The 25,897-nt window shown below is 65.5% G+C and carries 24 protein-coding genes and 1 pseudogene; 20 read left to right on the top strand and 5 right to left on the bottom strand.

Annotation, left to right across the window (positions count from 1 at the left end):
- Positions 1–141: 141 nt before the first annotated feature.
- Together ACYP5B_RS36045 and ACYP5B_RS36040 are read left to right on the top strand one after the other, a co-directional pair.
- A complete protein-coding gene (locus tag ACYP5B_RS36045) occupies positions 142–954 on the top strand; it encodes an ABC transporter ATP-binding protein (protein ID WP_459572824.1) in 813 nt (270 codons plus the stop codon).
- Positions 955–1,017: 63 nt separating this feature from the next.
- Positions 1,018–1,809: an ABC transporter permease gene (locus tag ACYP5B_RS36040; protein ID WP_459572823.1), complete on the top strand. Its 792-nt coding sequence runs from the start codon at positions 1,018–1,020 to the stop codon at positions 1,807–1,809.
- 108 nt (positions 1,810–1,917) lie between these two features.
- Here ACYP5B_RS36040 and ACYP5B_RS36035 read toward each other — a convergent pair.
- Together ACYP5B_RS36035 and ACYP5B_RS36030 are read right to left on the bottom strand one after the other, a co-directional pair.
- Positions 1,918–3,341 (bottom strand): annotated as a pseudogene (locus tag ACYP5B_RS36035) (sensor histidine kinase N-terminal domain-containing protein).
- On the bottom strand, positions 3,338–4,036 hold the full coding sequence (locus ACYP5B_RS36030; protein WP_459572822.1) for a response regulator: 699 nt from the start codon (positions 4,034–4,036) through the stop codon (positions 3,338–3,340). The pseudogene ACYP5B_RS36035 and the gene ACYP5B_RS36030 overlap by 4 nt, the downstream one beginning before the upstream one ends.
- A gap of 257 nt (positions 4,037–4,293) precedes the next feature.
- On the opposite strand from ACYP5B_RS36030, the gene ACYP5B_RS36025 reads away from it, so the two are divergent.
- A complete protein-coding gene (locus ACYP5B_RS36025) occupies positions 4,294–5,352 on the top strand; it encodes a porin (RefSeq protein ID WP_459572821.1) in 1,059 nt (352 codons plus the stop codon).
- Between the two features lie 107 nt (positions 5,353–5,459).
- Here ACYP5B_RS36025 and ACYP5B_RS36020 read toward each other — a convergent pair whose 3' ends face one another.
- Positions 5,460–6,434, bottom strand: coding sequence for an NADPH:quinone oxidoreductase family protein (locus ACYP5B_RS36020; RefSeq protein WP_150993125.1), 975 nt, complete (start codon positions 6,432–6,434; stop codon positions 5,460–5,462).
- Between the two features lie 232 nt (positions 6,435–6,666).
- Between ACYP5B_RS36020 and surE the strand changes: the two genes are divergently transcribed.
- The 5 genes from surE to ACYP5B_RS35995 are packed head-to-tail and all read left to right on the top strand — an operon-like array spanning position 6,667 to position 11,216.
- Positions 6,667–7,419, top strand: coding sequence for a 5'/3'-nucleotidase SurE (gene surE / locus ACYP5B_RS36015; protein WP_006157739.1), 753 nt, complete (start codon positions 6,667–6,669; stop codon positions 7,417–7,419).
- Positions 7,420–7,447: 28 nt separating this feature from the next.
- Entirely contained in the window at positions 7,448–8,344 is an 897-nt protein-coding gene (locus tag ACYP5B_RS36010; protein WP_318231103.1) for a protein-L-isoaspartate(D-aspartate) O-methyltransferase, read from the top strand.
- Between the two features lie 8 nt (positions 8,345–8,352).
- Entirely contained in the window at positions 8,353–9,186 is an 834-nt protein-coding gene (locus tag ACYP5B_RS36005) for a peptidoglycan DD-metalloendopeptidase family protein (RefSeq protein WP_400097515.1), read from the top strand.
- A gap of 6 nt (positions 9,187–9,192) precedes the next feature.
- On the top strand, positions 9,193–10,371 hold the full coding sequence (gene rpoS / locus ACYP5B_RS36000; RefSeq protein WP_400097517.1) for an RNA polymerase sigma factor RpoS: 1,179 nt from the start codon (positions 9,193–9,195) through the stop codon (positions 10,369–10,371).
- On the top strand, positions 10,368–11,216 hold the full coding sequence (locus ACYP5B_RS35995; protein WP_174423309.1) for a 3'-5' exonuclease: 849 nt from the start codon (positions 10,368–10,370) through the stop codon (positions 11,214–11,216). The genes rpoS and ACYP5B_RS35995 overlap by 4 nt, the downstream gene beginning before the upstream one ends.
- A 30-nt stretch (positions 11,217–11,246) precedes the next feature.
- Here ACYP5B_RS35995 and ACYP5B_RS35990 read toward each other — a convergent pair whose 3' ends face one another.
- Positions 11,247–12,116, bottom strand: coding sequence for an endonuclease/exonuclease/phosphatase family protein (locus tag ACYP5B_RS35990; RefSeq protein WP_400097520.1), 870 nt, complete (start codon positions 12,114–12,116; stop codon positions 11,247–11,249).
- A gap of 329 nt (positions 12,117–12,445) precedes the next feature.
- On the opposite strand from ACYP5B_RS35990, the gene rlmD reads away from it, so the two are divergent.
- On the top strand, positions 12,446–13,750 hold the full coding sequence (gene rlmD, locus ACYP5B_RS35985; RefSeq protein ID WP_459572903.1) for a 23S rRNA (uracil(1939)-C(5))-methyltransferase RlmD: 1,305 nt from the start codon (positions 12,446–12,448) through the stop codon (positions 13,748–13,750).
- Positions 13,751–13,852: 102 nt separating this feature from the next.
- Here the strand turns inward: rlmD and ACYP5B_RS35980 are convergent, their stop codons facing one another.
- Positions 13,853–14,554 carry a Bax inhibitor-1/YccA family protein gene (locus ACYP5B_RS35980; protein WP_006157746.1) on the bottom strand — a complete coding sequence of 234 codons (702 nt, stop codon included), beginning with the start codon at positions 14,552–14,554 and terminating at the stop codon, positions 13,853–13,855.
- 339 nt (positions 14,555–14,893) lie between these two features.
- Here ACYP5B_RS35980 and ndk point away from each other — a divergent pair, with 339 nt between their 5' ends.
- From ndk to ACYP5B_RS35925, 11 genes are all read left to right on the top strand, one after another.
- On the top strand, positions 14,894–15,319 hold the full coding sequence (gene ndk / locus ACYP5B_RS35975) for a nucleoside-diphosphate kinase (RefSeq protein WP_006157747.1): 426 nt from the start codon (positions 14,894–14,896) through the stop codon (positions 15,317–15,319).
- A 53-nt stretch (positions 15,320–15,372) separates the two neighbouring features.
- Positions 15,373–16,527 carry a dual-specificity RNA methyltransferase RlmN gene (gene rlmN, locus ACYP5B_RS35970; protein ID WP_267603628.1) on the top strand — a complete coding sequence of 385 codons (1,155 nt, stop codon included), beginning with the start codon at positions 15,373–15,375 and terminating at the stop codon, positions 16,525–16,527.
- Positions 16,524–17,303, top strand: a complete 780-nt coding sequence (gene pilW, locus ACYP5B_RS35965) for a type IV pilus biogenesis/stability protein PilW (RefSeq protein WP_400097522.1) — start codon at positions 16,524–16,526, stop codon at positions 17,301–17,303. Before rlmN ends, pilW begins: the two co-directional genes overlap by 4 nt.
- Complete coding sequence (locus ACYP5B_RS35960; protein ID WP_459572818.1) at positions 17,296–18,291, top strand: RodZ domain-containing protein; 996 nt, start codon at positions 17,296–17,298, stop codon at positions 18,289–18,291. The genes pilW and ACYP5B_RS35960 overlap by 8 nt, the downstream gene beginning before the upstream one ends.
- 50 nt (positions 18,292–18,341) lie before the next feature.
- Positions 18,342–19,634 carry a flavodoxin-dependent (E)-4-hydroxy-3-methylbut-2-enyl-diphosphate synthase gene (ispG, locus tag ACYP5B_RS35955; protein WP_459572817.1) on the top strand — a complete coding sequence of 431 codons (1,293 nt, stop codon included), beginning with the start codon at positions 18,342–18,344 and terminating at the stop codon, positions 19,632–19,634.
- Positions 19,635–19,781: 147 nt separating this feature from the next.
- Entirely contained in the window at positions 19,782–21,062 is a 1,281-nt protein-coding gene (hisS, locus tag ACYP5B_RS35950; protein ID WP_400097560.1) for a histidine--tRNA ligase, read from the top strand.
- Positions 21,063–21,159: 97 nt separating this feature from the next.
- The gene (locus tag ACYP5B_RS35945; protein ID WP_400097528.1) at positions 21,160–21,792 is read left to right on the top strand and encodes a YfgM family protein; all 633 of its coding nucleotides are present in this window, start codon (positions 21,160–21,162) and stop codon (positions 21,790–21,792) included.
- Positions 21,793–21,896: 104 nt separating this feature from the next.
- Positions 21,897–23,084, top strand: a complete 1,188-nt coding sequence (gene bamB / locus ACYP5B_RS35940) for an outer membrane protein assembly factor BamB (RefSeq protein WP_318231095.1) — start codon at positions 21,897–21,899, stop codon at positions 23,082–23,084.
- Positions 23,085–23,308: 224 nt separating this feature from the next.
- Positions 23,309–24,652 carry a ribosome biogenesis GTPase Der gene (gene der, locus ACYP5B_RS35935; protein ID WP_043347450.1) on the top strand — a complete coding sequence of 448 codons (1,344 nt, stop codon included), beginning with the start codon at positions 23,309–23,311 and terminating at the stop codon, positions 24,650–24,652.
- Positions 24,653–24,859: 207 nt separating this feature from the next.
- Positions 24,860–25,099, top strand: a complete 240-nt coding sequence (gene hfq / locus ACYP5B_RS35930) for an RNA chaperone Hfq (protein ID WP_006157757.1) — start codon at positions 24,860–24,862, stop codon at positions 25,097–25,099.
- A gap of 295 nt (positions 25,100–25,394) precedes the next feature.
- The coding region (locus ACYP5B_RS35925; RefSeq protein WP_459572816.1) for an HflX-like GTP-binding protein at positions 25,395–25,897 on the top strand (503 nt) is incomplete at its 3' end.

The raw sequence follows: 25,897 nt of genomic DNA, 5'->3' as shown, positions 1-25,897 counted from the left end.
GGCGCGCACCGATGCCACCCATGGCATCCGGCGCGCCGTCCTGAACCTGCTTTCCACGTCATTACTATCGCGCGGTGTCGCGGTGCCTGAATCCATCGCACCCGTTGCGTCATTCAGCACCGAACCCGCCAAGAGCCTGCCATGAGCACTCCCGCACTTTCCCTCGACAACGTCACCTGCACCTTCGTCTCCCGCGACGTTCGCAGCCAGCGCTATACCGCCGTCAAGGAGACTACCCTGGACATCCAGCCCGGCGAGTTCGTCTCCGTGGTGGGGCCGACCGGCTGCGGCAAGTCCACCTTGCTCAATGTGGGGGCCGGCTTGCTGCAGCCTTCGATCGGCGAGGTACGGGTGTTCGGCGAGCCGCTGCGCGGCATCAACACCCGTGCCGGCTACATGTTCCAGGCCGAGGCGCTGATGCCGTGGCGCAGCGCGCTGGACAACGTCATCGCCGGGCTTGAGTTCCGCGGCATGGCGCGCGCCCAAGCGGAGCAGGAGGGCGAAACCTGGCTGCGCCGCGTTGGCCTGGGCGGCTTCGGCGACCGCTATCCGCACCAGCTCTCCGGCGGCATGCGCAAGCGCGTGAGCCTGGCCCAGACCCTGGTGCTCGATCCGGACATCATCCTGATGGACGAGCCGTTCTCCGCGCTCGACATCCAGACCCGCCAGCTGATGGAAAACGAGGTGCTGGAGCTGTGGGCGGCCAAGCGCAAGGCGGTGCTGTTCATCACCCACGACCTTGACGAGGCCATCGCCATGAGCGATCGCGTGGTGGTGCTGTCGGCAGGTCCCGGCACGCACCCGATCGGCGAGTTCGCCATCGACCTGCCGCGCCCGCGCGACGTGGCCGAGATCCGCAACCATCCGCGCTTCGTCGAGCTGCACGCGGCCATCTGGGACGTGCTGCGCGAGGAAGTCCTCAAGGGCTACGCACAGCAGCGCAAGGTCGCCTGAGATGGCCCGGCGCGTTGCCTTCCCATTCAATCCGGTCTGATTTCAATTCGAGTTTCGATTCCCATGGCTTTCCGTCCCGACTCCAAGGGCATGCTGCGATTCTGGCAGTTGCTCGTCCTCGTTGTGATCATCGGCGCCTGGCATGCCGCCACGCGCTCGCAGCAGGTTGCTTTCTTCTTCGGTGAGCCGCTCATGGTGGCCCAGCGCATCTGGAACTGGTTTGTCGTCGAGCGCGACATCTACGTCCACCTCGGCGTGACCCTGATCGAGACGCTGCTGGCCTTTGGCATCGGCACGGCCGCCGGCCTTGGCGTTGGCCTGTGGCTGGCGCTCAGCCCGCTCACCTCAGCCATCCTGGATCCCTATATCAAGGCGATGAACTCGATGCCGCGCGTGATCCTGGCACCGATCTTTGCCGTCTGGTTCGGCCTGGGCATCTGGTCCAAGGTAGCGCTGGCGGTGACGCTGGTGTTCTTCATCGTGTTCTTCAACGTCTACCAGGGCGTCAAGGAAGTCAGCCCCGTGGTGTTGGCCAATGTGCGCATGCTGGGCGCGAACCACAAGCAGCTGCTGCGCCATGTCTACCTGCCAAGCGCGACCAGCTGGGTGTTTTCCTCGCTGCACACCTCCGTCGGCCTGGCCTTCGTGGGCGCGGTGGTGGGTGAGTACCTGGGCTCGGCGCGCGGCGTCGGCTACCTGATCCTGCAGGCTGAGGGCACCTTCGACATCAACACCGTGTTTGCCGGCATCGTGGTGCTGACCGCGGCGGCGCTGGTGCTGGACACCATGGTGGGCGTGGTCGAGAAGCGCCTGATGAAGTGGCAGCCGCGCAGCGGCGAGACCGAACGCTTGTAAGGCGAGCACGCGACCAGCCAGGAAAACGGCCGGAGGAATCTTCCTCCGGCCGAGCCTGAAGATCAATCCGCTGCGGCAGGAACTGGCAGTACCGACCAATTGCCCGCCTTAGGCGGCGTGCAGCGGGTCCGGTCCCGCGCCGGTGCCCGTCGCCGGCGCAAAACGCACGCTGACGGTCAGGCCCGTGCCGGGCGTCTTCTCGAGTGTCACGGCGGCACGATGCGCGCGCGCGATCTCGCGCACGATTGGCAAGCCCAGGCCGCTGCCTTGCTGCGCCTGGTTGGATTCGCCACGATAGAAGCGGTGGAACACCTTGTCGCGCTCTTCATCGGCAACACCGGGGCCGCTATCGATGACCTGCAGCAATGGCTGGTGATCCGGGTCGCCCACGCGCACCGTCACCTGCGCACCCGGGCCGGCATATCGGATCGCGTTATCCACCAGGTTGCCGATCAGTTCCTGCAGCAGTTCTGCCTGTCCCATGACCTGCACCGGCGCCGGCGCTTCAAAGCCAAGATCGACCTGGCTGGCCAGCGCCACCGATGTCCATTCGAGCGCCGCTTCCCTGGCCAGCAGGTCCAGGCGCAAGGGCTGCAATGCCGGCGCGTAGCCACTGTCCGGCTCCAGGCGCGATAGCGACAGCAGTTGCTGTACGCCCTTGGCGGCGTGGCGCACGGTCTCGTGCAGCGGCCGCAGGTGACGGCGCATGCGTTCGTCATCTTGCTCGCGCAGCGCCAGCTCGGATTGCGCCTGCATGATGGCCAGCGGGGTCTTCAACTGGTGGGCGGCATCGGCAAAGAAGCGCTTGCGCGCCAGCAACATGCGGTGCAGGCGCGCGACGTACTGGTTGATCGCCTCGACCAGGGGCTTCATTTCGGCAGGCAGGTCTTTCTGTTCCAGTGGCGCCAGGTCGTCGGCGCCACGCTCGGCCACCGCGGCGCTGAGCCGGTGCAGTGGCCGCAGGCCGCGCCGCACGCCGAACCACACGATGCCCAGCGCCAGCGTGACCAGCACCATCTCCTGCTGCAGCGAGCCGGCGAGGATCTCGTGCGCCAGCGACTGGCGCGGCTCGATGGTCTCGCCGACCAGCACCCAGACCAGCCGCGCCTGCCCCGACGGCATGTCGCGCACCGGTAGCGGCTGCGCTGCCATGCGTACCGGCTCGCCGCGGAAAGCGGCGTCGTAGAAGACGGTCTTGTAGAGCGGTTGCTTTGGCGTGGCCGGCATCGGCAGGTCGTCGTAGCCGGTCAGCGTGGCGCCGTGCTCGTCGCGAATCACGTAGTAGATCCGGCTGCCGGCCTCGGATTCGAAGATCTCCAGCGCCAGGTAGGGGACCTCGATGGCGAAGCGGCCTTCATGCAAGCGGATGCCTTCGCGCATCGATTTGAGCGAGGCTTCCAGCGTGCGGTCGAACGCCACGTCGGCGGCATCCATCGCGCGGTGATAGGTCATCCAAGCGTCCAGCGCCAGCAGGGCAGCAACGGCAGCAGCAGCCAGAGCGAGAGCTGCAGGCGCAGGCTCGGGACTTTCATCGGGCGGCAGGCGTGGCCGCGCCCGCTTGCGTGCAGGCGTCCAGCAGGTAGCCCGGCCCGCGCAGGGTCACGATGGCCACGCCGCTGCCTTCGAGCTTCTTGCGCAGGCGGTGCACGTAGATTTCGATGGCGTCCGGGTTGACCGATTCGTCGATGCCGAAAATCTTCTCCGACATGGCTTCCTTGTTGACGGCGCGTCCGTCGCGCAGCATCAGCACCTCGAGCACGGCGCGCTCGCGCCGGGTCAGCGCCAGGGGTACGCCGCCCAGCACGAAGGCGCGGCTGATGCCGTCGTAGCACAGCGTGCCGCATTGCAGCTGCGTGCTCTCGTGCCCAAAGCTGCGGCGTATCAGCGCGCGTGCGCGGGCTTCCAGCTCCGACAGGTCGAAGGGCTTGGACAGGTAGTCGTCGGCGCCGAGGTTGAGTCCCTTCACGCGGTCCTCGACCGAGCCGTGCGCCGTCAGGATCAACACGGGCATGGCATTGCGCCGCTGCCGCAGGCGTCGCAGCACCTCCAGGCCATCGAGCTTGGGCAGGCCCAGGTCGAGGATGACCAGCGCGTAATCCTGGGTCGAGAGCAGATGATCCGCCGCGCGGCCATCGTGCATGCAGTCGACGGCGAAGCCCGCCTGGCTGAGCGCCTCGACCAGGGCATTAGCCAGCATCACATTGTCTTCAACGAGCAGGATTCGCATTCTCTTGGCGGGGGCGGGGCACCCGGGTGAAATCGGTGAAAGCGGGGAGGGCCGGAAAGGCGGGCCGCGCTGAGAAATACAGGTATCCGGCACGACTTTGAAGCTAGGGAAACTCCTAACCCCAATCGCTCGCGCGGCGATGAAATCCGTCGAATTTCGAAAGCGAACTGAAAGTGCGCCTGCCATACCATGCGTGCCATCCCGGGGGGCCTGCCCCGACATCACCACAACAAGCACAAATCACAAGAGGAGACAGCATGAAGTTCAAATCGATCGCGCTGGCAGCGATGGCCATGAGCCTGGCCGGTGGCGCCGCGGCGCAATCCAGCGTGACCCTGTACGGCATCATGGATGCCGGCATCGAATACGCCAGCCATGCCGGACCGAACGGCTCGGTGCTCAAGATGACCTCGGGCGGCAAGAACACCTCGCGCTGGGGCATGCGCGGCAGCGAGGACCTGGGCGGCGGGCTCAAGGCGCTGTTCCAGCTGGAGAGCGGCATCGGCATCGATACCGGCCGGCTGGATTCCGACGGCACGCTGTTCGATCGCCGCGCCATCGTTGGCTTGTCCAGCAAGTACGGGCAAGTGGTGCTGGGCCGCACCTTCACCACCACCTACGATTTCATGCTGCCGTTCGACCCGATGGGCTACGCGCCGAATTACTCGTGGGCGACCTCGGCGACCGCTACCGGCGATCGCAAGGACGGCTTTTTCTCGCGCGCTTCCAACGCGATCCGCTACGACGGCACGTTTGGCGGCGTGAAGCTTGGCGCCACGGTGGCACTGGGCGAAGTGGCCGGCAGCTTCAAGAGCTTGTCCAAGTACGATCTCGGCGTAGGCTACAGCTCGGGTGGCTTTGCGGCGGCCGCAACCTGGGATCGCCAGAACGGCGCGGGCACGAGCACCACGCCCGCCGATGTCACGGACTACATCCAGGGCATCCACGCCGGCGCCAGCTACGACTTCGGCGACCTCAAGCTCTACGCGGGCTATCGCAACTACAAGCGGACCTTCACCACGGCTGCCGCGTCTCACCGCAGCGACATGTACTGGGGCGGCGCCTCGTATGACTTCACGCCGGCGTTCACGTTGTATGGCGCGGTCTACAAGCAGAACATCAAGGGCGGCAGCGATGCCGATCCGATCCTGTTCTCGGTGCGCGCCCAGTACGCGCTGTCCAAGCGCACCACGGCCTACCTGTCGGGCGGTTATGCCAAGGCGCGCAACGGGCAGAACGTGAGCTTGTCCCGGGACTTCATCGGCCATGCGAACAACCAGGTGGGCGTGACCGCCGGCTTGCAGCATCGCTTCTGATGCGCGCCCTTATGGCTGCGTGAAGCGCCACTGAGCAAAAAAAAAGCGCCTGGTGCTACGGCCCCAGGCGCCTTTTTTCTTTTGCGCGGCGCCAAAGGCGCGCTGCATCAAGGCACGATGACGATCTTGCCGGTGACCTTGCGGGCTTCCATGTCTTTCAGGGCTTGCGGCGCCTGTTCCAGGGCATAGCGCGCGGAGATGTGCGGGCGGATCTTGCCTTCCTTCATCCAGCCCAGCATCTGCGCCATGTTGGCCTGGTTGGCCTTGGGCTCGCGCCGCGCAAAGTCGCCCCAGAACACGCCCACCAGCGAGGCGCCCTTGAGCAGCGCCAGGTTCAGCGGCAGCTTCGGGATCTCGCCATTGGCAAAGCCCACCACCAGGTAGCGGCCGCGCCAGCCGATCGAGCGGAACGCCGGCTCGGCGTAGATGCCACCCACCGGGTCATAGATCACATCGGGGCCGCGGCCGTCGGTCAGCGCCTTCACGCGTTCACGCAGGTCTTCGGTGCTGTAGTTGATCAGCGCATCGGCGCCATGGTCCTTGCAGACCGCGAGCTTCTCGTCGGTGGAAGCGGCGGCGATCACGCGCGCGCCGATGGCCTTGCCGATTTCGATGGCAGCCAGGCCCACGCCGCCGGCAGCGCCGAGTACCAGCATGGTCTGGCCGGCCTTTAGCTCACCCCGGTCGATCACCGCGTGGTGCGAGGTGCCATAGGTGAGGGTGAACGCCGCGGCGGTCTCGAAGTCGATGCCCGGCGGCATCGGCACGACTGCGGCGGCGGGGGCCTTGGCCTGCGAGGCGAAGGCGCCGTTGCCCAGGTAGGCGATGACATTGTCGCCGGGCTTGACGTGCGTCACGCCTTCGCCGACCGCGTTGACCACGCCGGCCAGCTCCGAGCCTGGCGAGAACGGCAGTTGCGGCTTGGCCTGGTATTTGTTCTGGATGATGAGGACGTCGGGAAAATTCACGCCGGCTGCCTTTACGTCGATGACCACTTCGCCCGCGCCGGGCACCAGGTCGGGCAGGGTTTCGAGAACCAGCGAATCAGGCGGGCCCCAGGCTTTGCACAGTACGGCTTTCATCATGTCTCCAGTGATATGTTCGATGCCCGGCTGAAGATGGCGCAAAAGGGTGCATGCGCGGTGCACGCGAGGTCCATGCCAGTTGCGCCAGGCAGGCTCGGGCAAGTGTAGCGCAAAAATAGCACGGTCGTTCTGTTACAAGCTGGCGAGCCTGCCGCGGGCGCTGCTTTGCGCCATGATTTGCGCTGCGCACAGGGCGCTTGCGGCAGCCTTGTCAGGTACAATCTCGGCCATGCATATCCTCCTCGCAAACGATGACGGCTACCTGGCGCCGGGGCTAGCCGCGCTACATGCCGCGCTGGCGCCGCTGGCGCGCATCACGGTGATTGCGCCTGAGCAAAACCACAGCGGTGCTTCCAACTCGCTGACATTGCAGCGGCCACTGTCCATCTATGAAGCCCGGGAGGGCGTGCAGAAGGGTTTCCGCTTCGTCAACGGCACGCCAACCGATTGCGTGCATATCGCGCTGACCGGCCTGCTTGACGAGAAGCCCGACCTGGTGGTGTCCGGCATCAACCAGGGCCAGAACATGGGCGAGGACGTGCTGTATTCCGGCACGGTCGCCGCCGCCATCGAGGGCTTCCTGCTTGGCATTCCCTCGATCGCCTTTTCGCAGGTGGACAAAGGCTGGACCCACCTCGACGCCGCCGCGCGCGTGGCGCGCGACATCGTCGAGCGCTATATCGCCAAGCCCGCGGCCGAGCCGTTCCTGCTCAACGTCAATATTCCCAGCCTGCCGTTCGAACACATCAAGGGCTACCGTGCCACCCGGCTCGGCAAGCGCCATCCATCCCAGCCGGTGATCACGCAGGTCAACCCGCGCGGCGATACCAACTATTGGATCGGGCCCGCCGGCGATGCGCGCGATGCGAGCGAGGGCACGGATTTCCACGCCACGGGCGAAGGCTTCGTGTCGCTGACCCCTTTGCAGCTGGACCTGACTCACCGCGGGCAGCTCGAGCAGATCAACCAGTGGCTGGCATAAGCCCTGCCGCGCGCAGTAGCCGGCCGTCATGAGTTCCGTCCCGCGTCGCCCTAAGTTTCCCCTGTCGCTGGACGCGGTGGTCGAGCGCAAGCCCGCGCCGGCGCGTACCGCCGGCATGCCTGCCGTGGGCGGCGCGCGCGGCGCGGCGATGGCCGCCAAATCGCGCGCGGCCAAGGCGCCTGCCGCGCCCACCCCGGCAGCGAGCGCCGTGCAGGCTCGCGCCAGCGCCGCCACGGCGGGCGGCGGCGGCATGGCCTCGGAGCGGGCGCGCGGCGCGCTGGCGGCGCGGCTCGTCGCCGCCGGCATCCGCGACGAGCGCGTGCTTGACGCGATTGCCACCATCCCGCGCCACCTGTTTGTCGAGCCCGGCCTGTCATCGCAAGCGTATGAAGACGCGGCGTTGCCGATCGGCCACCAGCAGACCATCTCCAAGCCGTCGGTGGTGGCTCGCATGATCGAGCTGTTGCGCGATGGCCTCGGCGCGGATGAACCGCTGGAGCGCGTGCTGGAAATCGGCACCGGCTGCGGCTACCAGGCGGCGGTGCTGAGCCTGGTGGCGCGTGAAGTGTTCTCCATCGAGCGGATTCGTCCGCTGCACGAACAAGCCAAGGCGAACTTGCGGCCGCTGCGAGTGCCAAACCTGCGCCTGCATTATGGCGATGGCATGCTGGGTTTACCCCAGGCGGCGCCGTTTTCGTCGATTATCCTGGCGGCGGCCGGCATGGAGGTGCCTCAGGCGTTGCTGGAGCAGCTTGCCATTGGCGGGCGGCTGATTGCGCCCGTGGCGGTGGCTCCCCCCGCCGGCGGGCCCGGGCAGACCGTCACACAGCAATTGTTGTTGATCGAGCGGCGTAACCGGCATCGATTTCACCGGACCGCGCTTGAAGCCGTTTTCTTTGTGCCATTAAAATCGGGCACCATCTGAGTCGAACTATGCACAATATCGTGAACACGGAACGTTTCGCCCGCGCCGGGCAGCTCGCTACCGCCTCCCTGCTGCTGGCCCTGCTGGCCGCCTGTGCCTCCTCGCCCATGCCGGCGCCCGTGGTGGACCGCACCTCCGGAGCCGGCGTCGCCGGTGTCGTCCCGCTGGAGCCCGCGCCGCCTGGATACTATCGCGTCAAGCGAGGCGATACGCTTTATCGAATCGCGCTCGAGAACGGCCAGTCCTACCGCGATGTCGCGGCCTGGAATTCGCTGGCCAACGCCAACCAGATCGAAGTGGGCCAATTGTTGCGCGTGGCGCCTCCGGGTGCCGACGTCAACGCGGGCACCGGTGTCGCCACCATGCCGGTGGCGCCAGGCGGCGTGCAGGGCCAGCCGATCGACCAGGCCCGCCCGGTGCCCACGCCGGTTCCGTCGACAGCCACCGCTGGCGGGGCTTCCGCGCCCGCCGCCGATGGCTCGGTCAAGCTGGCATGGCCGGTCACCGGCCAGTTGATCGGGCATTTCGACGAAAAAGGCAACAAGGGCATCGATATTGCCGGCAAAAAGGGCGATCCGGTGCAGGCAGCCGACGATGGCCGCGTGATTCACGTTGGCCCCTTGCGCGGCTACGGGAATCTTGTCATCATCAAACACAACGATACATATCTCACTGCGTACGGCCACAACGACAAGGTGCTGGTGACGGAGCAGGCAACGGTCCGCAAGGGACAAAAGATTGCAGAGATGGGTAACAGTGACACCGATCGTGTGAAGCTGCATTTCGAGGTACGCAAGAACGGGAAACCAGTCGATCCGATGCGGTATCTGCCGCCACAGTGAGGGTTCATGCCACGCCAGAAAACTGTCTCCACCGGAAGCACCAGCCGCGCTCGGCGTCCCAAGCAGCCGGAGTTGCAGCAGTCCACTGGCGTGGCGCAAGCCGATGCCGATGCAGATTCCGAGGCCTACGGCCAGGACCCGGCCGCCGACCTGGTTCCGCTTACCGATGAGCCCATCACCACGGGTACGGCGGTAGGCCTGCGCGAGGCCGACCTGATGGTCGAGGAAGTCGAGCGCCAGGCCCGCGACGAGGACGAAGAAGAATCCGAGGACGAAGAAGAGGGCGAGGCCACCGCCGAGCCCGCCGCGCCCGATCACGACGACTTCCGCACCGTGCTGCACACCGAGCTGGCAGCCGATACCGTCCAGCATTACCTGAATCGCATCAGCATCAAGCCGCTGCTGTCCGCGCCCGAAGAGCTGCATTTTTCCACCCTGGCCAAGGGCGGCGATTTCTCGGCGCGGCAGGTCATGATCGAGCGTAACCTGCGGCTGGTGGTCAGCATCGCCAAGGGCTACCTCAATCGCGGCGTGCCGCTGCTGGACCTGATCGAGGAAGGCAATCTCGGCCTGATGCATGCCATCGAGAAATTCGATCCCTCCCGCGGATTCCGTTTCTCGACCTACGCCACATGGTGGATACGCCAGAGCATCGAGCGCGCCATCATGAACCAGGCCCGCACCGTACGCCTGCCGGTCCATGTCATCCGCGAACTCAACCAGGTGCTGCGCGCCAAGCGCCATCTGGAGAAGGGCGGCACCGACGGCCGCGATGCCAGCCTGGAAGACATTGCCCACTTGCTGGGCAAGACCCCCGACGAAATACAAGACGTGCTCGCGCTCAACGAGCACACCACCTCGCTCGACACGCCATTCGATCTCGATCCCGGATCCAGCCTGCTTGATTTCCTCTCGGACGAGCACAACGCTGCGCCCGACCAGGAAGTCGCGCACCGCGAGCTGGAAAACCTGATGAAACAATGGTTGGCGCGTTTGTCCGAAAAGCACCGCTATGTTGTCGAGCGCCGCTTCGGGCTTAATCACATCGAGCCGGCCACGCTGGAAGAACTTGCCGAGGAAATGGGGCTGACGCGCGAGCGTGTGCGCCAGATCCAGCAAGAGGCGCTGGTCAAGCTCAAACGCCATTTTGCTTCGCAAGGCGTGCGCAAGGACGCTGTTCTATGACACCTGTGCTGGTATTCGACATCGAGACGATTCCCGATGTCGATGGTTTGCGTCGTCTGCACGACCATCCCGATTCCATGACCGATGCCGAGGTCGCCGAACATGCTTTCGCGGCCCGCCGCGAGAAAAACGGCACCGATTTCCTGCCACACTACCTGCAGCGCATCGCGGCCATTTCCTGCGTGCTGCGCCGTAACCAGCGCGACGGCACCCCGGTCTTCCATGTGGGCTCGCTTGGCACGCTGGAAGACGGCGAGGCGGTGCTGATCCAGAAGTTCTATGACCTGGTGGCGCGCTACTCGCCCCAGATGGTGTCGTGGAACGGTGGCGGCTTCGACCTGCCTGTGCTGCATTATCGCGGGCTGGTGCATGGCATCGTCGCGCCGCGCTACTGGGAAATGGGCGAAGGCAGCGAGTCAGATAGCCGCGAATTCAAGTGGAACAACTACATCAGTCGTTACCACATGCGGCACCTGGACCTGATGGACCTGCTGGCGATGTACCAGCCCCGCGCCAGCGCACCGCTGGACGATCTGGCCAAGCTGTGCGGCTTTCCCGGCAAGATGGGCATGGACGGCAGCAAGGTCTGGCAGGCCTACCAGGACGGCCAGCTGCCCGCGATCCGCGACTACTGCGAGACCGACGTCGTCAACACCTACCTGGTGTACTGCCGCTTCCAGCTGATGCGCGGCGGCCTCACGCCGAAGCAGTTCGATACCGAAATCGAATTCGTGCAGGAGTCGCTCGCCGAGTTGCCGGGCTCCCAGTGGATCCAGTACCTCCAGTCCTTCCGCATCAAGCCGGTGTACGCCGGCGGCGATGACGACGAAGAACCGGAAATCTAAGCGCGTCCCGGCGCGCCCCGTGACAGGCCCTTATTCGTCCGCCAGCGACAGATAGATCGGCTGGTGGTCGGATGCCCGCGTTTCACCATCCACCTCGCAGCACAGCACGCGCGACAGCAGGTCTTCCGTCAGGAAGGCGAAATCGCAGGCAAACGGTGCCTGCGGCCATTGGTCCTTGTCATACAAGCCGCAAGTTGGTGCATGGGGCTTGCCGGGGTGGGTATGCGTCCAGGCGTCGTGCCAGCCGATGATGCCGGTTTCGTGGCAGCCGTCATATGGCGCCAGCATGCGCAGGTAAGCGATATCGTCCGGTGCGCCGTTGAAATCACCGCACAGCACGGCGGATGCGGGCCGGGCTTCGGGCGTGAACGGGCCGGGGCCGGTCTCGCGCAGGCCGGGCTGGCTGGCGTGCTCGCAGGCCTCACGGTGCCAGGCGCGCAACGCGTCGGTCTGGGCCGCGCGCTGATGTGTCGAGTAATACTCCAGATGGGTGCAGATCACGCGCAGGCGCCGGTCTCCCGTCAGCACCGTCGCTTCCAGCGCCACGCGAGGCATCGACGGGACGGTCGGATCGGTCGGCCAGGGCAGGGCGTGGCGGAATACTTCGAACAAGGGAAGGCGGGTGGCGATGAGGTTACCGAACTGGCGCGGCGCGCCGTTGGCGGCGAAACGGTCCACCGCTGGGGCATAGAGGATCCGGTAGCCGGGCAACAGCGCCGCCAGCTCGGCCACTTGGTCGGGGCCAGGGTCGCCTGCGAGGTCGGAGTAGCCGCGCGTCACCTCCTGCAGGCATAGCACGTCGGCATCGGCGATCGCGTGCAGCGTCCTGACGGTGCGGGCCAGGTCGACGCGCCCGTCGGCGCCACGACCCCACTGGATATTCCAGGAAATCAGTTCCATGTCGCCCCCTGCTTGGTTGCCGCGGCGCGTGGTGCCGGTGTTCTGTGCCGGTATTGCCACGCGCGTGCTGCACCCATGTTGCGCTTATCTGGCGCGCTTGTCCCGGTCTTCGTGCCACCGGGCCCGCCGCAGGGCCGCCCGGCTGTGCGTCTGGACTACAATCGCGCTCTCACAAAACAATACGTCAGGTTCCCCAGGTGTCTCAAGCCGTGACTCTCTCGCAAGCCCATTCTGCGCCGGAAGGTGGCGCTTCCGCCTCCCCGGCCGTGCCCGCATCGGTCAAGCCTGCGCCCGTGCAGCTGCCCGTCGTGCAGATCCACAGCCTCGACATGGAGGCGCGCGGCGTTGGCCGGCTGGTCAATGAGGACGGCAGCCCAGGCAAGGTGATTTTCGTCGAGGGCGCGCTGCCGGGCGAGACCGTCAGCTACAGCAGCTTCAAGCGCAAGGCCAGTTTCGAGCAGGCAAACCTGGGCGCGATCAAGAAAGCCTCGTCGATGCGCGTGAAGCCGGGCTGCGAGTACTTTGGCGTATGCGGCGGTTGTTCGATGCAGCACCTGGATGCGCGCGCGCAAGTGGCTATCAAGCAACGCGTGCTGGAGGACGATCTCTGGCACCTTTCGAAGCTGCGCCCGGACGTGGTGTTCCGCCCGATCGCCGGCCCGGATTGGGGTTATCGCTACCGGGCGCGCCTGACGGTGCGCTACGTGGCGAAGAAGGGCTTGGCGCTGGTCGGCTTCCATGAGCGAAAGAGCAGCTATGTGGCCGATATGGCGAGCTGCAAAGTGCTGCCGCCGCACGTATCGGCTCTGCTGGTGCCGCTGCGCGGGCTGATCACGGGTTTGTCGATCCGCGACCGCCTGCCGCAGGTCGAGCTGGCGGTGGGGCAGGATGTGACCGTGCTGGTGCTGCGCATCCTGATGCCGCTGACCGAAGCCGACGAGGCGCTGCTGCGTGCCTTCGCCGACCAGCACGGCGTGCAGTTCTGGCTCCAGCCCAAGGGCCCGGACACGGTGGTGCCGTTCTACCCGCTGGACCGCGAGCTGGCCTACACGCTGCCGGAATTCAACATCCGCATGCCGTTCAAGCCGACCGACTTTACCCAGGTCAACCACCAGATCAACCGCGCGTTGATCGGCCGCGCGCTTCGCCTGCTGGACGCGCAGCCGGATGATCGGCTGCTCGACCTGTTCTGCGGCATCGGCAATTTCACGCTGCCGCTGGCCACGCGCGGCCGCTCGGTGATGGGCATCGAAGGCAGCGAGGTCCTGACCACCCGGGCGCTGGCCAATGCGGCCATCAACGGGCTGGACCACAAGACCGAATTCGCCTGCCGCAACCTCTTCGAGGTGGGCGCCGAGGACATCGCCGCGCTGGGCCGTTTTGACCGCTGGCTGATCGACCCACCGCGCGAAGGCGCGCTGGCGGTCAGCAAGGCGCTGGGCGAGCTGGCCCAGGCCGGTAGCGACGTGCTGCCCAAGCGCATCGTCTATGTCTCGTGCAACCCGGCCACGCTGGCGCGCGATGCCGGCCTGCTGGTGCACGAGGCCGGCTACCGCCTGTCCGGCGCGGGCGTGGTCAACATGTTCCCGCACACCTCGCACGTGGAATCGATCGCGGTGTTCGACCGCGGCTGAGCGGCGCAGGGTTGGCGCGGCCAAGCGGTCGCGGCAATGAAAAAGGCCAGCACGGATGCGCTGGCCTTTTTAGTCTGGAGTAGGGCGGCCGGGCCGCCCGCCTTAGTCGCGGTTGCCGCCGAAGATACCCAGCAGCGCCAGCAGGTTGGCGAAGACGTTGTACACGTCCAGGTAGATCGCCAGCGTTGCCGTGATGTAGTTGGTCTCGCCGCCGTTCAGCACGCGCTGCACGTCAAAGAGGATGTAGGCTGAGAAGATGCCGATGGCGATCACCGAAACCGTGATCATCAGCGATGGCAGCTGCAGCCAGATGTTGGCGACGCTGGCCAGGATCAGCAGGATCACGCCGACGAAAAGGAATTTGCTCAGTCCGGAGAAGTCGCGCTTGCTGACGGTAGCGATGGTGGCCATGGCGCCGAACACCGCCGCTGTGCCGCCAAAGGCATACATGATCAGTGCCGGACCATTGGAGAACTGCAGCACCGACCCGATCAGGCGCGACAGCATCAGGCCCATGAAGAAGGTGAAGGCCAGCAGCAGGACCACGCCCATGCTGCTGTTCTTGGTCTTCTCGATGGCATAGAAGAAGCCGAACGCGATGCCCAGGAACAGGATCATCGACAGGCCGGGGCTGCCTTTCATCAGGCTGAAGCCCGTGGTGACGCCGATCCACGCACCGATGACGGTGGGAATCATCGAAATGGCAAGCAACCAGTAGGTGTTGCGCATGACCCGATTGCGCACCACGACGTCGCTCGTCGCGGTGCCGCTGCCGAAACTGTATGTGTTCAGCTTGTTATCCATGGTGACTCCTGTCTCAAAACGGTGAGGCGCCGGGGTAACCCAGGCGGGCACAACGCCAATGTGGCATCGCAGTAAGGGAATTGCAAGGGTTGTGAAACGTATCGGCCACTTTTTTCGCAAAACCCGCGCTGACGGTGATGATTTGATCGCAACCGGCCTCATGCGTTCCCTGCACATGGCCCGCCATCTCAAGTGCTTCTTTGGACTCTTTGCGGTGTGTGTTGTGCCTTGGCTGGCTCCGGGGAACCAGCGGCCATGGGCCTTCTCGAAACCATAACCGTCTCGTGCTAGAATTGCACGTTTACTTGAATTGTAACCCCTTCATTTTTTGGAGTTTTTATGGCGATCGAACGCACCCTGTCGATTATCAAGCCGGATGCCGTGGCAAAGAATGTCATCGGCCAGATTTACGCTCGTTTCGAGGCCGCCGGCCTGAAGATCGTGGCTGCCAAGATGGTTCACCTGTCGCGCGGCGAAGCCGAGCAATTCTATGCAGTGCACGCTGCCCGCCCGTTCTTCAAGGACCTGGTGGACTTCATGGTTTCCGGCCCGGTCATCATCCAGGCCCTGGAAGGCGAAAACGCCATTGCCAAGCACCGCGACCTGATGGGCGCAACCGACCCGAAGAAGGCTGAAGCCGGCACGATCCGTGCAGACTTCGCTGACAGCATCGACGCCAACGCTGTTCACGGCTCGGACGCAGCGGAAACCGCTGCCGTCGAAATCGCTTTCTTCTTCCCCGGCATGAACGTTTACAGCCGCTGATTGTCTGGTCTATTCCACAAGACTAGACTGCTATTGAAGTTGATACTGCCGTCATGAACACTCTCGTCAACCTGCTCGACCTGGATGCGGACGCGCTTACCGCCTATTGCGGAGAGCTCGGCGAGAAGCCGTTTCGTGCGCGGCAGTTGCAGCGCTGGATTCACCAGTTCGGCGCCAGCCGTTTCGATGCCATGTCGGATCTCGCCAAGTCGCTGCGCGAAAAGCTCGCCACGCGCGCCGAGATCCGCTCGCCTGCCGTCATCACCGACAACCTGTCGGCCGACGGTACGCGCAAGTGGCTGCTGGACGTTGGCGCCGGCGATGCGGTGGAGACGGTGTACATCCCTGAGGAGACGCGCGGCACGCTGTGCGTGTCTTCGCAGGCGGGGTGCGCCGTCAATTGCCGGTTCTGCTCGACCGGCAAGCAAGGCTTCTCGCGCAACCTGACTACTGGCGAGATCATCGGCCAGTTGTGGATGGCCGAGTTTGCCATGCGTGCCCAACTGGGCCGTGGCGCCAAGGACGACCGCGTCATCTCCAACGTGGTGATGATGGGCATGGGCGAGCCGCTGCTCAACTATGACCAGGTTGTGCCGGCCATGCGCCTGATGCTGGACGACCATGCCTACGGGCTGTCGCGCCGGCGCGTGACGCTGTCCACCTCCGGCGTGGTGCCGATGATGGACCGACTGGCCAAGGATTTGCCCGTGGCGCTGGCGGTATCGCTGCACGCGTCCAACGATCCGTTGCGCGACATGCTGGTGCCGCTCAACAAGAAGTACCCGCTCGCCGAGCTGATGGCGGCTTGCCGCCGCTACCTGGAATTTGCCCCGCGCGATTTCATCACCTTCGAATACTGCATGCTGGATGGCGTCAATGACGGCGTCGAGCATGCCCGGGAACTGCTGAAGCTTGTGGCCGACGTGCCTTGCAAGTTCAACCTGATCCCGTTCAACCCCTTCCCTGAGTCGGGGCTCAAGCGCTCGAACAACGAGCAGATCCGCCGCTTCGCCCAGGTCCTGATGGACGCCGGCATCGTCACCACCATCCGCAAGACGCGCGGCGACGATATCGACGCGGCCTGCGGCCAGCTCGCGGGCGAGGTCAAGGACCGTACCCGCCTGGCCCAGCGTGGCAAGTTCGGCAAAATCACGCCGATCGTGGCGGCGCCCGCGGCCGGCCAGCCGCAAGAGGCCCGGCCTGCATGACCCGTCTGATAGTCGCGGTCCTGATGGGGCTGGTGCTGCTGGCCGCGTGCCAGCTGCCGCCGCCGGTCAAGCCCGAATTGCAGACCGCGTCCGACCAGACCGAGCTGAGCCGGCGTGCCACTATCCGCCTCCAATTGGCTACCAGCTACCTTGAAGCCGGGCAGTACAACGTCGCGCTGGACGAGGCCAAGCAAGCCATCGCGATCGACCCGACGCTGGTCGACGCGTACCATATCCGCGCGCTGGTCTACATGAACATGAACGAGCGCGCGCTGGCCGAAGAGAGCTTCCGTAGCGCGCTGGCCATGCGTGCCGACGATGGCGACGTGCTGAACAACTACGGCTGGTTCCTGTGCGTGAACGGGCGTTATGCCGAGGCCGTGCCTTACCTGGAGCGCGCGGTCAACGCGCCTTCGGCAAGCGGGCCCGGCAAGGCACTGACCAGCCTTGGCGCCTGCCAGCTGCGCAATGGCAACAGCGAGGCAGCCGAGAAGAGCTTGTTTGGCGCGCTGCGCTTCGATCGCAACAACCCGGTAGCCAACAACAACCTGGCGCTGCTGTATTACCAGCGCGGGGACTACCAGCGGGCCCAGCAGTATGTCGGCCGCATCAACAGCAGCAATTTCGTCAGCGCGCAATCCCTCTGGCTGGGTGCGCGCATTGCCCGCCGTCAGGGTGACGTAGCCGCGCAGAATGCCCTGGTGGCACTGTTGCGCAGCCGTTTCCCCGATTCGCGTGAGTTGACCGCATACGAACAAGGAGCATGGGATGAGTGAGCACGAGCGCGCCGAAGGCCAGACTGCAGCGACGGGTCATGCGGGGGGTACCCCCGCGGATGCCGGGCGCGAGGCGGTGGCGCGCGAGATTGGCGAACGCCTGGCGCAAGCGCGCAAGGATCAGCGTTTCTCGCTGGAAGATGTCAGCGCGCGGCTGAAGGTCGCCTCGCACAAGCTGGCCGCCATCGAGCAGGGCGACGTCGCGGCGCTGCCCGACGTGACCTTTGCCAAAGGCGTGATGCGGGCCTACGCGCGCATGCTCCAGATCGACATCGATGCCTTGCTGGCGCGTTTCCACGCGCAGGCCGTGCCGGTGGTGGAAATCGGCATGCGCCGCGAAGGCGGCCTGAACGAGAGTTTCGACGACCGTAACCGCTTTGGCTCCGGTGGCTCGGGCGGCCGGTGGATCTGGCTGGCCCTGGTGGTCGCTGTCATCGGCGGCGGGGTGCTGTTCGGGCTGGACCACTTCAAGCAATGGATCGAGGCGCGCAAGGAAACCCTCACGGCGCCCCCGGCGGCGCAAGCCACGGTGCAAGGCAGCGAGCCCGGTACCGTCACGGCCGCGCTGCCGCCCGTGATGGCCGCGTCCGACGCCCCCGCGCCGTCCGAGTCGCTGCCTGCCAGCGGCCCGGTGGCGGTGGCGCCGGCACCTTCGGCGGCACCTGCACCTTCGGCAGCGCCGGCTCCAGCCGCCGTGCCCGCGGTAGCCGCTTCGGCGGCGGTGCCTGCGCTCGCAGCAGCAGCTGGCGCGGGCGAGCTGCGCATCCGTTTCGCCTCGGACACCTGGTATGAGGTCCGCGACCGTAGCGGCAAGGTTGTGCTCGGCGGTACCGCGCGCGCCGGCCAGGATCTCAGTGGCGGCGGCACGCCGCCGTACAAAATCGTGATCGGCAACGTCAAGGGCGTCGAGTCGCTGACGCGCAACGGCACGCCGGTCGACCTGCAGGCGGCCAACCGCAATAATGTGGCGCGCCTGACGCTGCCCTGAACATCGTTTCTCCAGCCATGCGCAACGCCGCATTGCAAGGTGGTAATGCTATGAACCAACAGGCTTGTATGCCGGTACTGCCCGGCCCGCTGCCCCGCCGCAAAACGCGCCAGGCGCGCGTGGTGTGGGGCGACAACGTGGTCACGATCGGTGGCGACGCCCCCGTGCGCGTGCAGTCGATGACGAATACCGACACGGTGGACGCCATCGGCACCGCGATCCAGGTCAAGGAGCTGGCGCGTGCCGGTTCCGAGATCGTGCGCATCACGGTCAACACGCCGGAAGCCGCGGCGGCGGTGCCCGCCCTGCGCGAGCAACTGGACCGCATGGGCGTGAACGTGCCGCTGGTGGGCGACTTCCACTACAACGGCCACAAGCTGCTGCACGATTATCCCGACTGCGCCCAGGCGCTGTCGAAGTACCGCATCAACCCCGGCAACGTGGGGCAGGGGGCCAAGCGCGACACGCAATTCGCGCAGATGATCGAGATGGCCTGCCGCTACGACAAGCCGGTTCGCATCGGCGTGAACTGGGGCAGCCTGGACCAGTCGCTGCTGGCACGCATCATGGACGAAAACGCCCTGCGCGCCGAGCCGTGGCCGGCGCAGAACGTGATGGTCGAGGCGCTGATCACCTCGGCCATCGAATCGGCGAAGAAGGCCGAGGAAATCGGGCTCTCGGGCGACCAGATCATCCTGTCGTGCAAGGTCTCGCAGGTGCAGGAACTGATCGCGGTGTACCGCGAGCTGACCAAGCGCTGCGACTACGCATTGCACCTCGGGCTGACCGAGGCAGGCATGGGCAGCAAGGGCATCGTGGCCTCCACCGCGGCACTGTCCGTGCTGCTGCAGGAAGGCATCGGCGACACGATCCGCATCTCGCTGACGCCGGAACCCGGCGCCGCGCGCGAGAAGGAAGTCTATGTGGGGCAGGAGATCCTGCAGACCATGGGCCTGCGCAACTTCACCCCGATGGTGATTGCTTGCCCGGGCTGCGGCCGTACCACCAGCACCACCTTCCAGGAACTGGCATCCAGCATCCAGAGCTACCTGCGCGAGCAGATGCCGACCTGGAAGACCGCCTACCCTGGCGTGGAAGAAATGGATGTGGCCGTGATGGGCTGCATCGTGAACGGGCCGGGCGAAAGCAAGCATGCCAACATCGGCATCTCGCTGCCGGGCTCGGGCGAATCGCCGGCGGCGCCGGTGTTTGTCGACGGCGTCAAGGTCAAGACGCTGCGCGGCGATCGCATCGCCGAGGAATTCCAGGCGATCGTCGATGACTATGTGCGCACCCATTACGGCAACAAGGCCGGGAGCGCCAGCAATGAGGTGGCAGCCTGAGCCGACAAGGCCAGGCGCTGCAGGGAAAGACAAGAGAAGATGAATCAACCCGTGAATCAGGTGGTCGCCAGCGACGGCGCCAAGGCTGACAATAGCAAGGCCGACAGCAAGATCAAGTTGCCCAAGGCACTGCAGGGCGTCAAGGGCATGAACGACATGCTGCCCGCCGACGCGCCGCTGTGGGAGCATTTCGAGAACGCCGCGCGCGCGATGCTGCGCGCCTATGGCTACCAGCAGTTGCGCACGCCCATCGTTGAGCACACGCAGCTGTTCGTGCGCGGCATCGGCGAGGTCACCGACATCGTCGAGAAGGAAATGTATTCCTTCACCGATGCGCTCAACGGCGAGCAACTGACGCTGCGCCCCGAGGGCACGGCGGCCGCGGTGCGCGCCACCATCGAACACAACCTGCTGTACGACGGCCCCAAGCGCCTGTGGTACACCGGCCCGATGTTCCGCCACGAGCGTCCCCAGCGCGGGCGTTATCGCCAGTTCCACCAGCTTGGCGCCGAGGCCCTCGGCTTTGCCGGCCCGGACGTGGACGCCGAGATCATCATGATGTGCCAGCGCCTGTGGGATGACCTGGGCCTGGTCGGCGTGCGCCTCGAACTCAATTCGCTGGGCCAGGCGCATGAGCGCGCCGCGCACCGCGAAGAACTGATCAAGTACCTGGAAGGCTTCCAGGACATTCTTGACGAAGACAGCAAGCGCCGCCTGTACACCAACCCGCTGCGCGTGCTGGATACCAAGAATCCGGCGCTGCAGGAAATGGCAAGCAACGCGCCCAAGCTGATCGATTTCCTGGGCGAGGAATCGCTGGCCCACTTCGACGGCGTGCAGCGCCTGCTCAAGGCCAACAACATCCCGTTCAAGATCAATCCGCGCCTGGTGCGCGGGCTGGACTACTACAACCTGACCGTGTTCGAGTGGATCACCGACAAGCTCGGCGCGCAGGGCACCATCGCCGGCGGCGGCCGCTACGATCCGCTGATCGCGCAGATGGGCGGCAGGGCGGCACCGGCTTGCGGCTGGGCGATGGGCATCGAGCGCATTATCGAACTGCTGCGCGAGGAAAAGCTCGTGCCGCAGGCGGAAGGCGCCGATGTGTACCTCGTCCACCAGGGCGAAGCGGCTGGCCAGCAGGCCATGGTCATCGCCGAGCGCCTGCGCGATGCCGGCCTCGACGTGCTGCTGCATGCCACGCCCGATGGCAAGAGCGGCAGCTTCAAGTCGCAGATGAAGCGCGCCGACGGTAGCGGTGCGGCCTATGCCGTTATCATTGGCGAGGACGAGGTAGTGGCGGGCACGGCACAGGTCAAGGACCTGCGCCAGGGCGCCCAGGCCGAAGGCGGTGGCGCGCAGGTGACGGTGGCGGCTGAGAAGCTGGTCGACCACATCATCGACGCGATGGTTGGCGCCAGCGAATAAGCGGGCTGGTAAGCGGGCAGGTAAGCAGGCAGCATCGGAACCAGGGGCAGCGCGAGCGCGGTCCTTCATACAAACAAACGCGGGTGGATCCCTCGACATGGCTTACGATCTAGAAGAACAGGAACAGCTTGAGAGCCTCAAGGCCTGGTGGCGCCAGTACGGCAATACCGTGACCTGGGCCCTGATCGCCGGCTTGCTGGCTTTCGCTGCCTGGAGCGGCTGGAACTACTGGCAACGCAAGCAGGCCGGAGAAGCGGCGCTGCTGTACGAGCAGGTCGTCAAGGCCGCCGAGAGCCGCGATGTCGCGCGGGTCAAGCGCGCTGCCGGCGACCTCGAGGAAAAATTCGGCAAGACCGCCTATGGCCCCATGACCGCGCTGGTGTCGGCCAAGGTGCTGTACGATGCAGGCGACCTGGCCGCCACGAAGGCCCAGCTGCAATGGGCGATCGACCATGGCGATGGCGAGTATGCTCACCTCGCGCGCGTGCGCCTGGCTGGCGTGCTGCTTGACGAGAAGGCCTACGACCAGGGCCTGGCACTGCTCAAGGACGAGCCGCCGGCACCGTTCGTGGCGCTGTATGCGGACCGCCGCGGCGATCTGCTGGCTGCCCAGGACAAGCGGGCGGAAGCCCGCTCGGCGTACCAGAAGGCGCTCGACAAGCTGAGCGCCAACGATGCCGCCATGCGCCAGATCATTCAGTTCAAGCTTGACGCGCTGGGCACCGCCTGAAGGCGGTTGGCCCGGCTCGCCGACAGGCCCGCGGGATACGCATGCCATGCATGTCCCGCATGCCCGCACCCTTGCGCCTCAACTTAAATCAGGATCGGAACCTCATGAAGTCATTGTTTTCCGGCACGGCCCAGAACCAGCAACACGGCAATTTCGTCCGCGGCCTGGTGGTGGCCGCCGCTTGTGCGGCCAGCCTCGCCAGCCTTGGCGGCTGCTCGCTGTTCAGCAAGGCTGACAAGCGCACGCCGGTCGAACTCAAGCCGATCACCCAGACGCTGTCGGTGCGCCAGGCCTGGAAGGCCAGCGTCGGCAAGAGCGGCCCGTACTCGCTGCAGCCGGCGGTGTCCGGCAGCACCGTATATGCCTCCTCGAACGGCGGCAAGGTGATGGCGTTCGATGGCGGCACCGGACGCACGTTGTGGGAGGCCAAGACCGACACGGACCTGACCTCCGGCCCCGGCAGCGACGGCAGCGTCACGGCGGTGGCGGGCGAGAAGGGCGCGGTGTTCGCCTTTGACGCCAGCGGCAAGCAGATCTGGAAGAAGCAGGTCAATGGCGAGGTCCTTTCCGCGCCGCTGGTCGGCAACGGCCTGGTGGTCGTGCGCACGACCGACACCCGCGTGCTTGGCCTGGACGCGCAGACCGGCGAGCGCCGCTGGATCTACCAGCGCTCGCAGACCCCGCTCAACCTGCGCGCGTCGATGGGCATGGTGTTTGCCGGCGACGGCATCGTGATGGGCTTCCCCGGCGGCAAGCTGGGCGTGCTGGCTCCCGGCAACGGCGTGCTGCGCTGGGAAAGCACGGTGTCCTATCCCAAGGGCGTATCCGAGATCGAGCGGCTCAACGACGTCACGGGCCAGCCCATGGTCGACGGGCGCCAGGTCTGTGCCACCACGTTCCAGGGCCGCGTGGCTTGCCTGGAACTGGCCAATGGCCAGCCGCAATGGGGCAAGGAATTCTCGTCGCCGACCGGCCCCGCGCAGGATGACGGCTCGCTGTACGCCAGCGACGAGCGCTCGGTGGTGCATGCTTTCGACCGCCAGAACGGCACGGAGCGCTGGAAGAACGATCAGCTCCTGTATCGTCGCCTGGGCGCGCCGCTGGCGCTGGGACGCTCGGTTGTCATGGGCGACTTCGAAGGCAATGTACACTTCCTCTCTCGCGACGACGGCCAGTTCGTGGCCCGCATGAAGACCGATGGCAGCGAGATTACCGCTGCGCCGGTGGTGGCGGGTGCGTCCCTGGTGGTGCAGACGCGCGACGGCAACCTCTACGGCTTCGTGCCGGACTGAGGCGGTCAACATCATGGCGACTGCTCGTGCACCTGTCGGCATGGGCGGCGCCAATCCGGTAGCACGATCCTCCTGGTCGTGCAGGTGAACGAGGTCGGGTTGCAACGCTAACCCGGCCGCCCGACAGGAAAAGTGGCCAGGCGCGCAACGCCCGGCCGTCGGACCCATATCACTCCGGAGTTCCTGGGGGGCGGCATCTGCCGGCCCCCATTTCCGTTTATTGCATGAAACCAGTTATCGCTCTGGTCGGCCGTCCCAATGTGGGCAAGTCGACGCTATTCAACCGCATGACCCGTTCGCGCGACGCGCTTGTCGCCGATCTGCCCGGGCTCACGCGTGATCGCCACTATGGCGAAGGCCGCATCGGTGAACGTCCGTTCATCGCCATCGATACCGGCGGCTTCGAGCCGGTGGCCAAGGAAGGCATCGTTGCCGAGATGGCCAAGCAGACCCGCCAGGCGGTGGTCGAGGCCGATGTGGTGATCTTCCTCGTCGACGGCCGCCTCGGGCTGGCGCCCCAGGACCGGGTGATCGCCGATTACCTGCGCAAGACCGGGCGCCGCGTCATGCTGGCCGTGAACAAGGCCGAGGGCATGAAGTACACCACCGTGGTGTCGGAGTTCTACGAGCTTGGCATGGGCGACCCCTATGCCATTTCGTCGACCCACGGCGACGGCGTGCGCGAGCTGGTCGACGAGGCGCTGGAACTGGCGGTGAAAGAGCGCCCGGAACTCGCCGAGGAAGACGAGGGCGCCCAGCGCGGCGTCAAGATCGCCATCGTGGGCCGGCCGAACGTGGGCAAGTCCACGCTGGTCAACACCCTGATCGGCGAAGAGCGCGTGATCGCGTTCGACATGCCCGGCACCACGCGGGACGCCATCTACGTGGAGTTCGAGCGCGGCGGCAAGCCCTACACGCTGATCGATACAGCCGGCCTGCGCAAGCGCGGCAAGGTGTTCGAGGCCATCGAGAAGTTCTCGGTGGTCAAGACGCTGCAATCGATCGCCGATGCGAACGTCGTGGTGCTGCTGCTCGACGCGCAGCAGGACGTGTCGGAGCAGGATGCGCACATCGCCGGCTTCATCGTGGAATCCGGGCGCGCGCTGGTGGTTGGCGTCAACAAGTGGGACGGCCTCGACGGCCACAGTCGCGACCGCATCAAGCACGATCTGGAGCGCAAGCTGCAGTTCCTGGACTTCGCCAACTTCCACTTTGTGTCCGCGCAGCAGCGCACGGGCATCAGCGCGCTGCTGCGCTCGGTGGATGACGCGTATGCCGCGGCCATGGTCAAGCTGCCCACGCCGCAGCTCACGCGGATCCTGCAGGAAGCGGTCGAGTTCCAGCAGCCGCGGCGTGTCGGCGCGACCCGGCCCAAGCTGCGCTACGCGCACCAGGGTGGCTCCAATCCGCCCATTATCATCGTGCACGGCAATTCGCTTTCCGGCATCGCCGACACCTACCGGCGCTATCTCGAAAACCGTTTCCGCTCGGCTTTCAAACTGAAGGGCACACCGCTTCGCATCGAATTTCGTACGAACAAAAACCCATATGCAGACTCGAAGGATTGAGTCAGGCAGCGGGAGCCCAGGCGGGCAAGTTTCGTTTGCGTTCGTTTGGAACTGAGGCTAAATTCACGGTAGCAGGGGGTTCCCTGCGAGGCGATGCTAGCTTGGTACCGTTTTGATCTTTTTTTGGCGCGGTTTGCGCCGTTTGACTTGAATCGGGGATTACCGTCCCCATCATCTATCACTAAATCTATAAATTTGGAGTGTGCCATGAGCAACAAAGGGCAATTGCTACAAGACCCGTTCCTGAACGCGCTGCGCAAAGAGCACGTACCGGTTTCAATCTACCTCGTCAATGGCATCAAGTTGCAAGGCAATATCGAGTCGTTCGACCAGTACGTCGTCCTGTTGCGCAACACCGTGACGCAGATGGTCTACAAGCATGCGATTTCCACCGTCGTACCGGCCCGCGCCGTGAATTTCCGCGTGGACGAAACGGCCGAAGGCTGATCATTCGCGGATAGCACCGCAGTTTTCCGGCAGGCCAGTCGTACCACGACACGGCCGCTAGTTGCCGGTGTCGCGCAGGGGCCAGATGCTCCGGCGCGACACCAAAAACACCAGCCCGGCCTGGCTGCAAAGTGGCCACGGGCACGGACATGCTTCGCCCTGGTGCATTCCGCCACGGACAGCGTCCCCGCTTCAAGCGTCTTCCCAGGCCAAGGCTCCTGCCTCACGGCACCAGCCACTGCCTCCCAGTAGCCTCCAACCCGTTTTCCTTTCTCGCGTTTCGCGATCCTCCCGTTTGCAATCTAGAGCCACCTCCAATTCCGAGTCTTCCCGCGCCATCCTCGTTGGTGTCGATTTCGGCAAGCATGATTTCCAGGAAAGCCTGAGCGAGCTGGCGTTGCTGACGTCGACCGCGGGCTCCACGCCGGTGCACACGCTGACCGGGCGCAGGTCCCGTCCGGACCCGGCGCTGTTCATCGGTTCCGGCAAGGCGGAGGAGCTGAAGGAGGCCGCAGATGCACTCGATGCCGACGTGGTGGTATTCAATCACTCGCTCAGCCCGGCCCAGCAACGCAATCTCGAGCGCTTCCTGCAGCGCCACGTCATCGACCGTACCGGACTGATCCTGGACATCTTCGGCCAGCGGGCGCAGAGCCACGTCGGCAAGGTGCAGGTCGAGCTCGCCCAGGTCCAGTACCAGGCCTCGCGGCTGGTCCGCGCCTGGAGCCACCTGGAGCGGCAGAAGGGCGGTATTGGCATGCGCGGCGGCCCGGGGGAGCGCCAGCTCGAGCTGGACCG

This window comes from Cupriavidus sp. 8B (genome assembly GCF_054589115.1).
The sequence above is the reverse complement of the archived record's forward strand: the minus strand, read 5'-3'. Positions and strand labels throughout refer to the sequence as shown.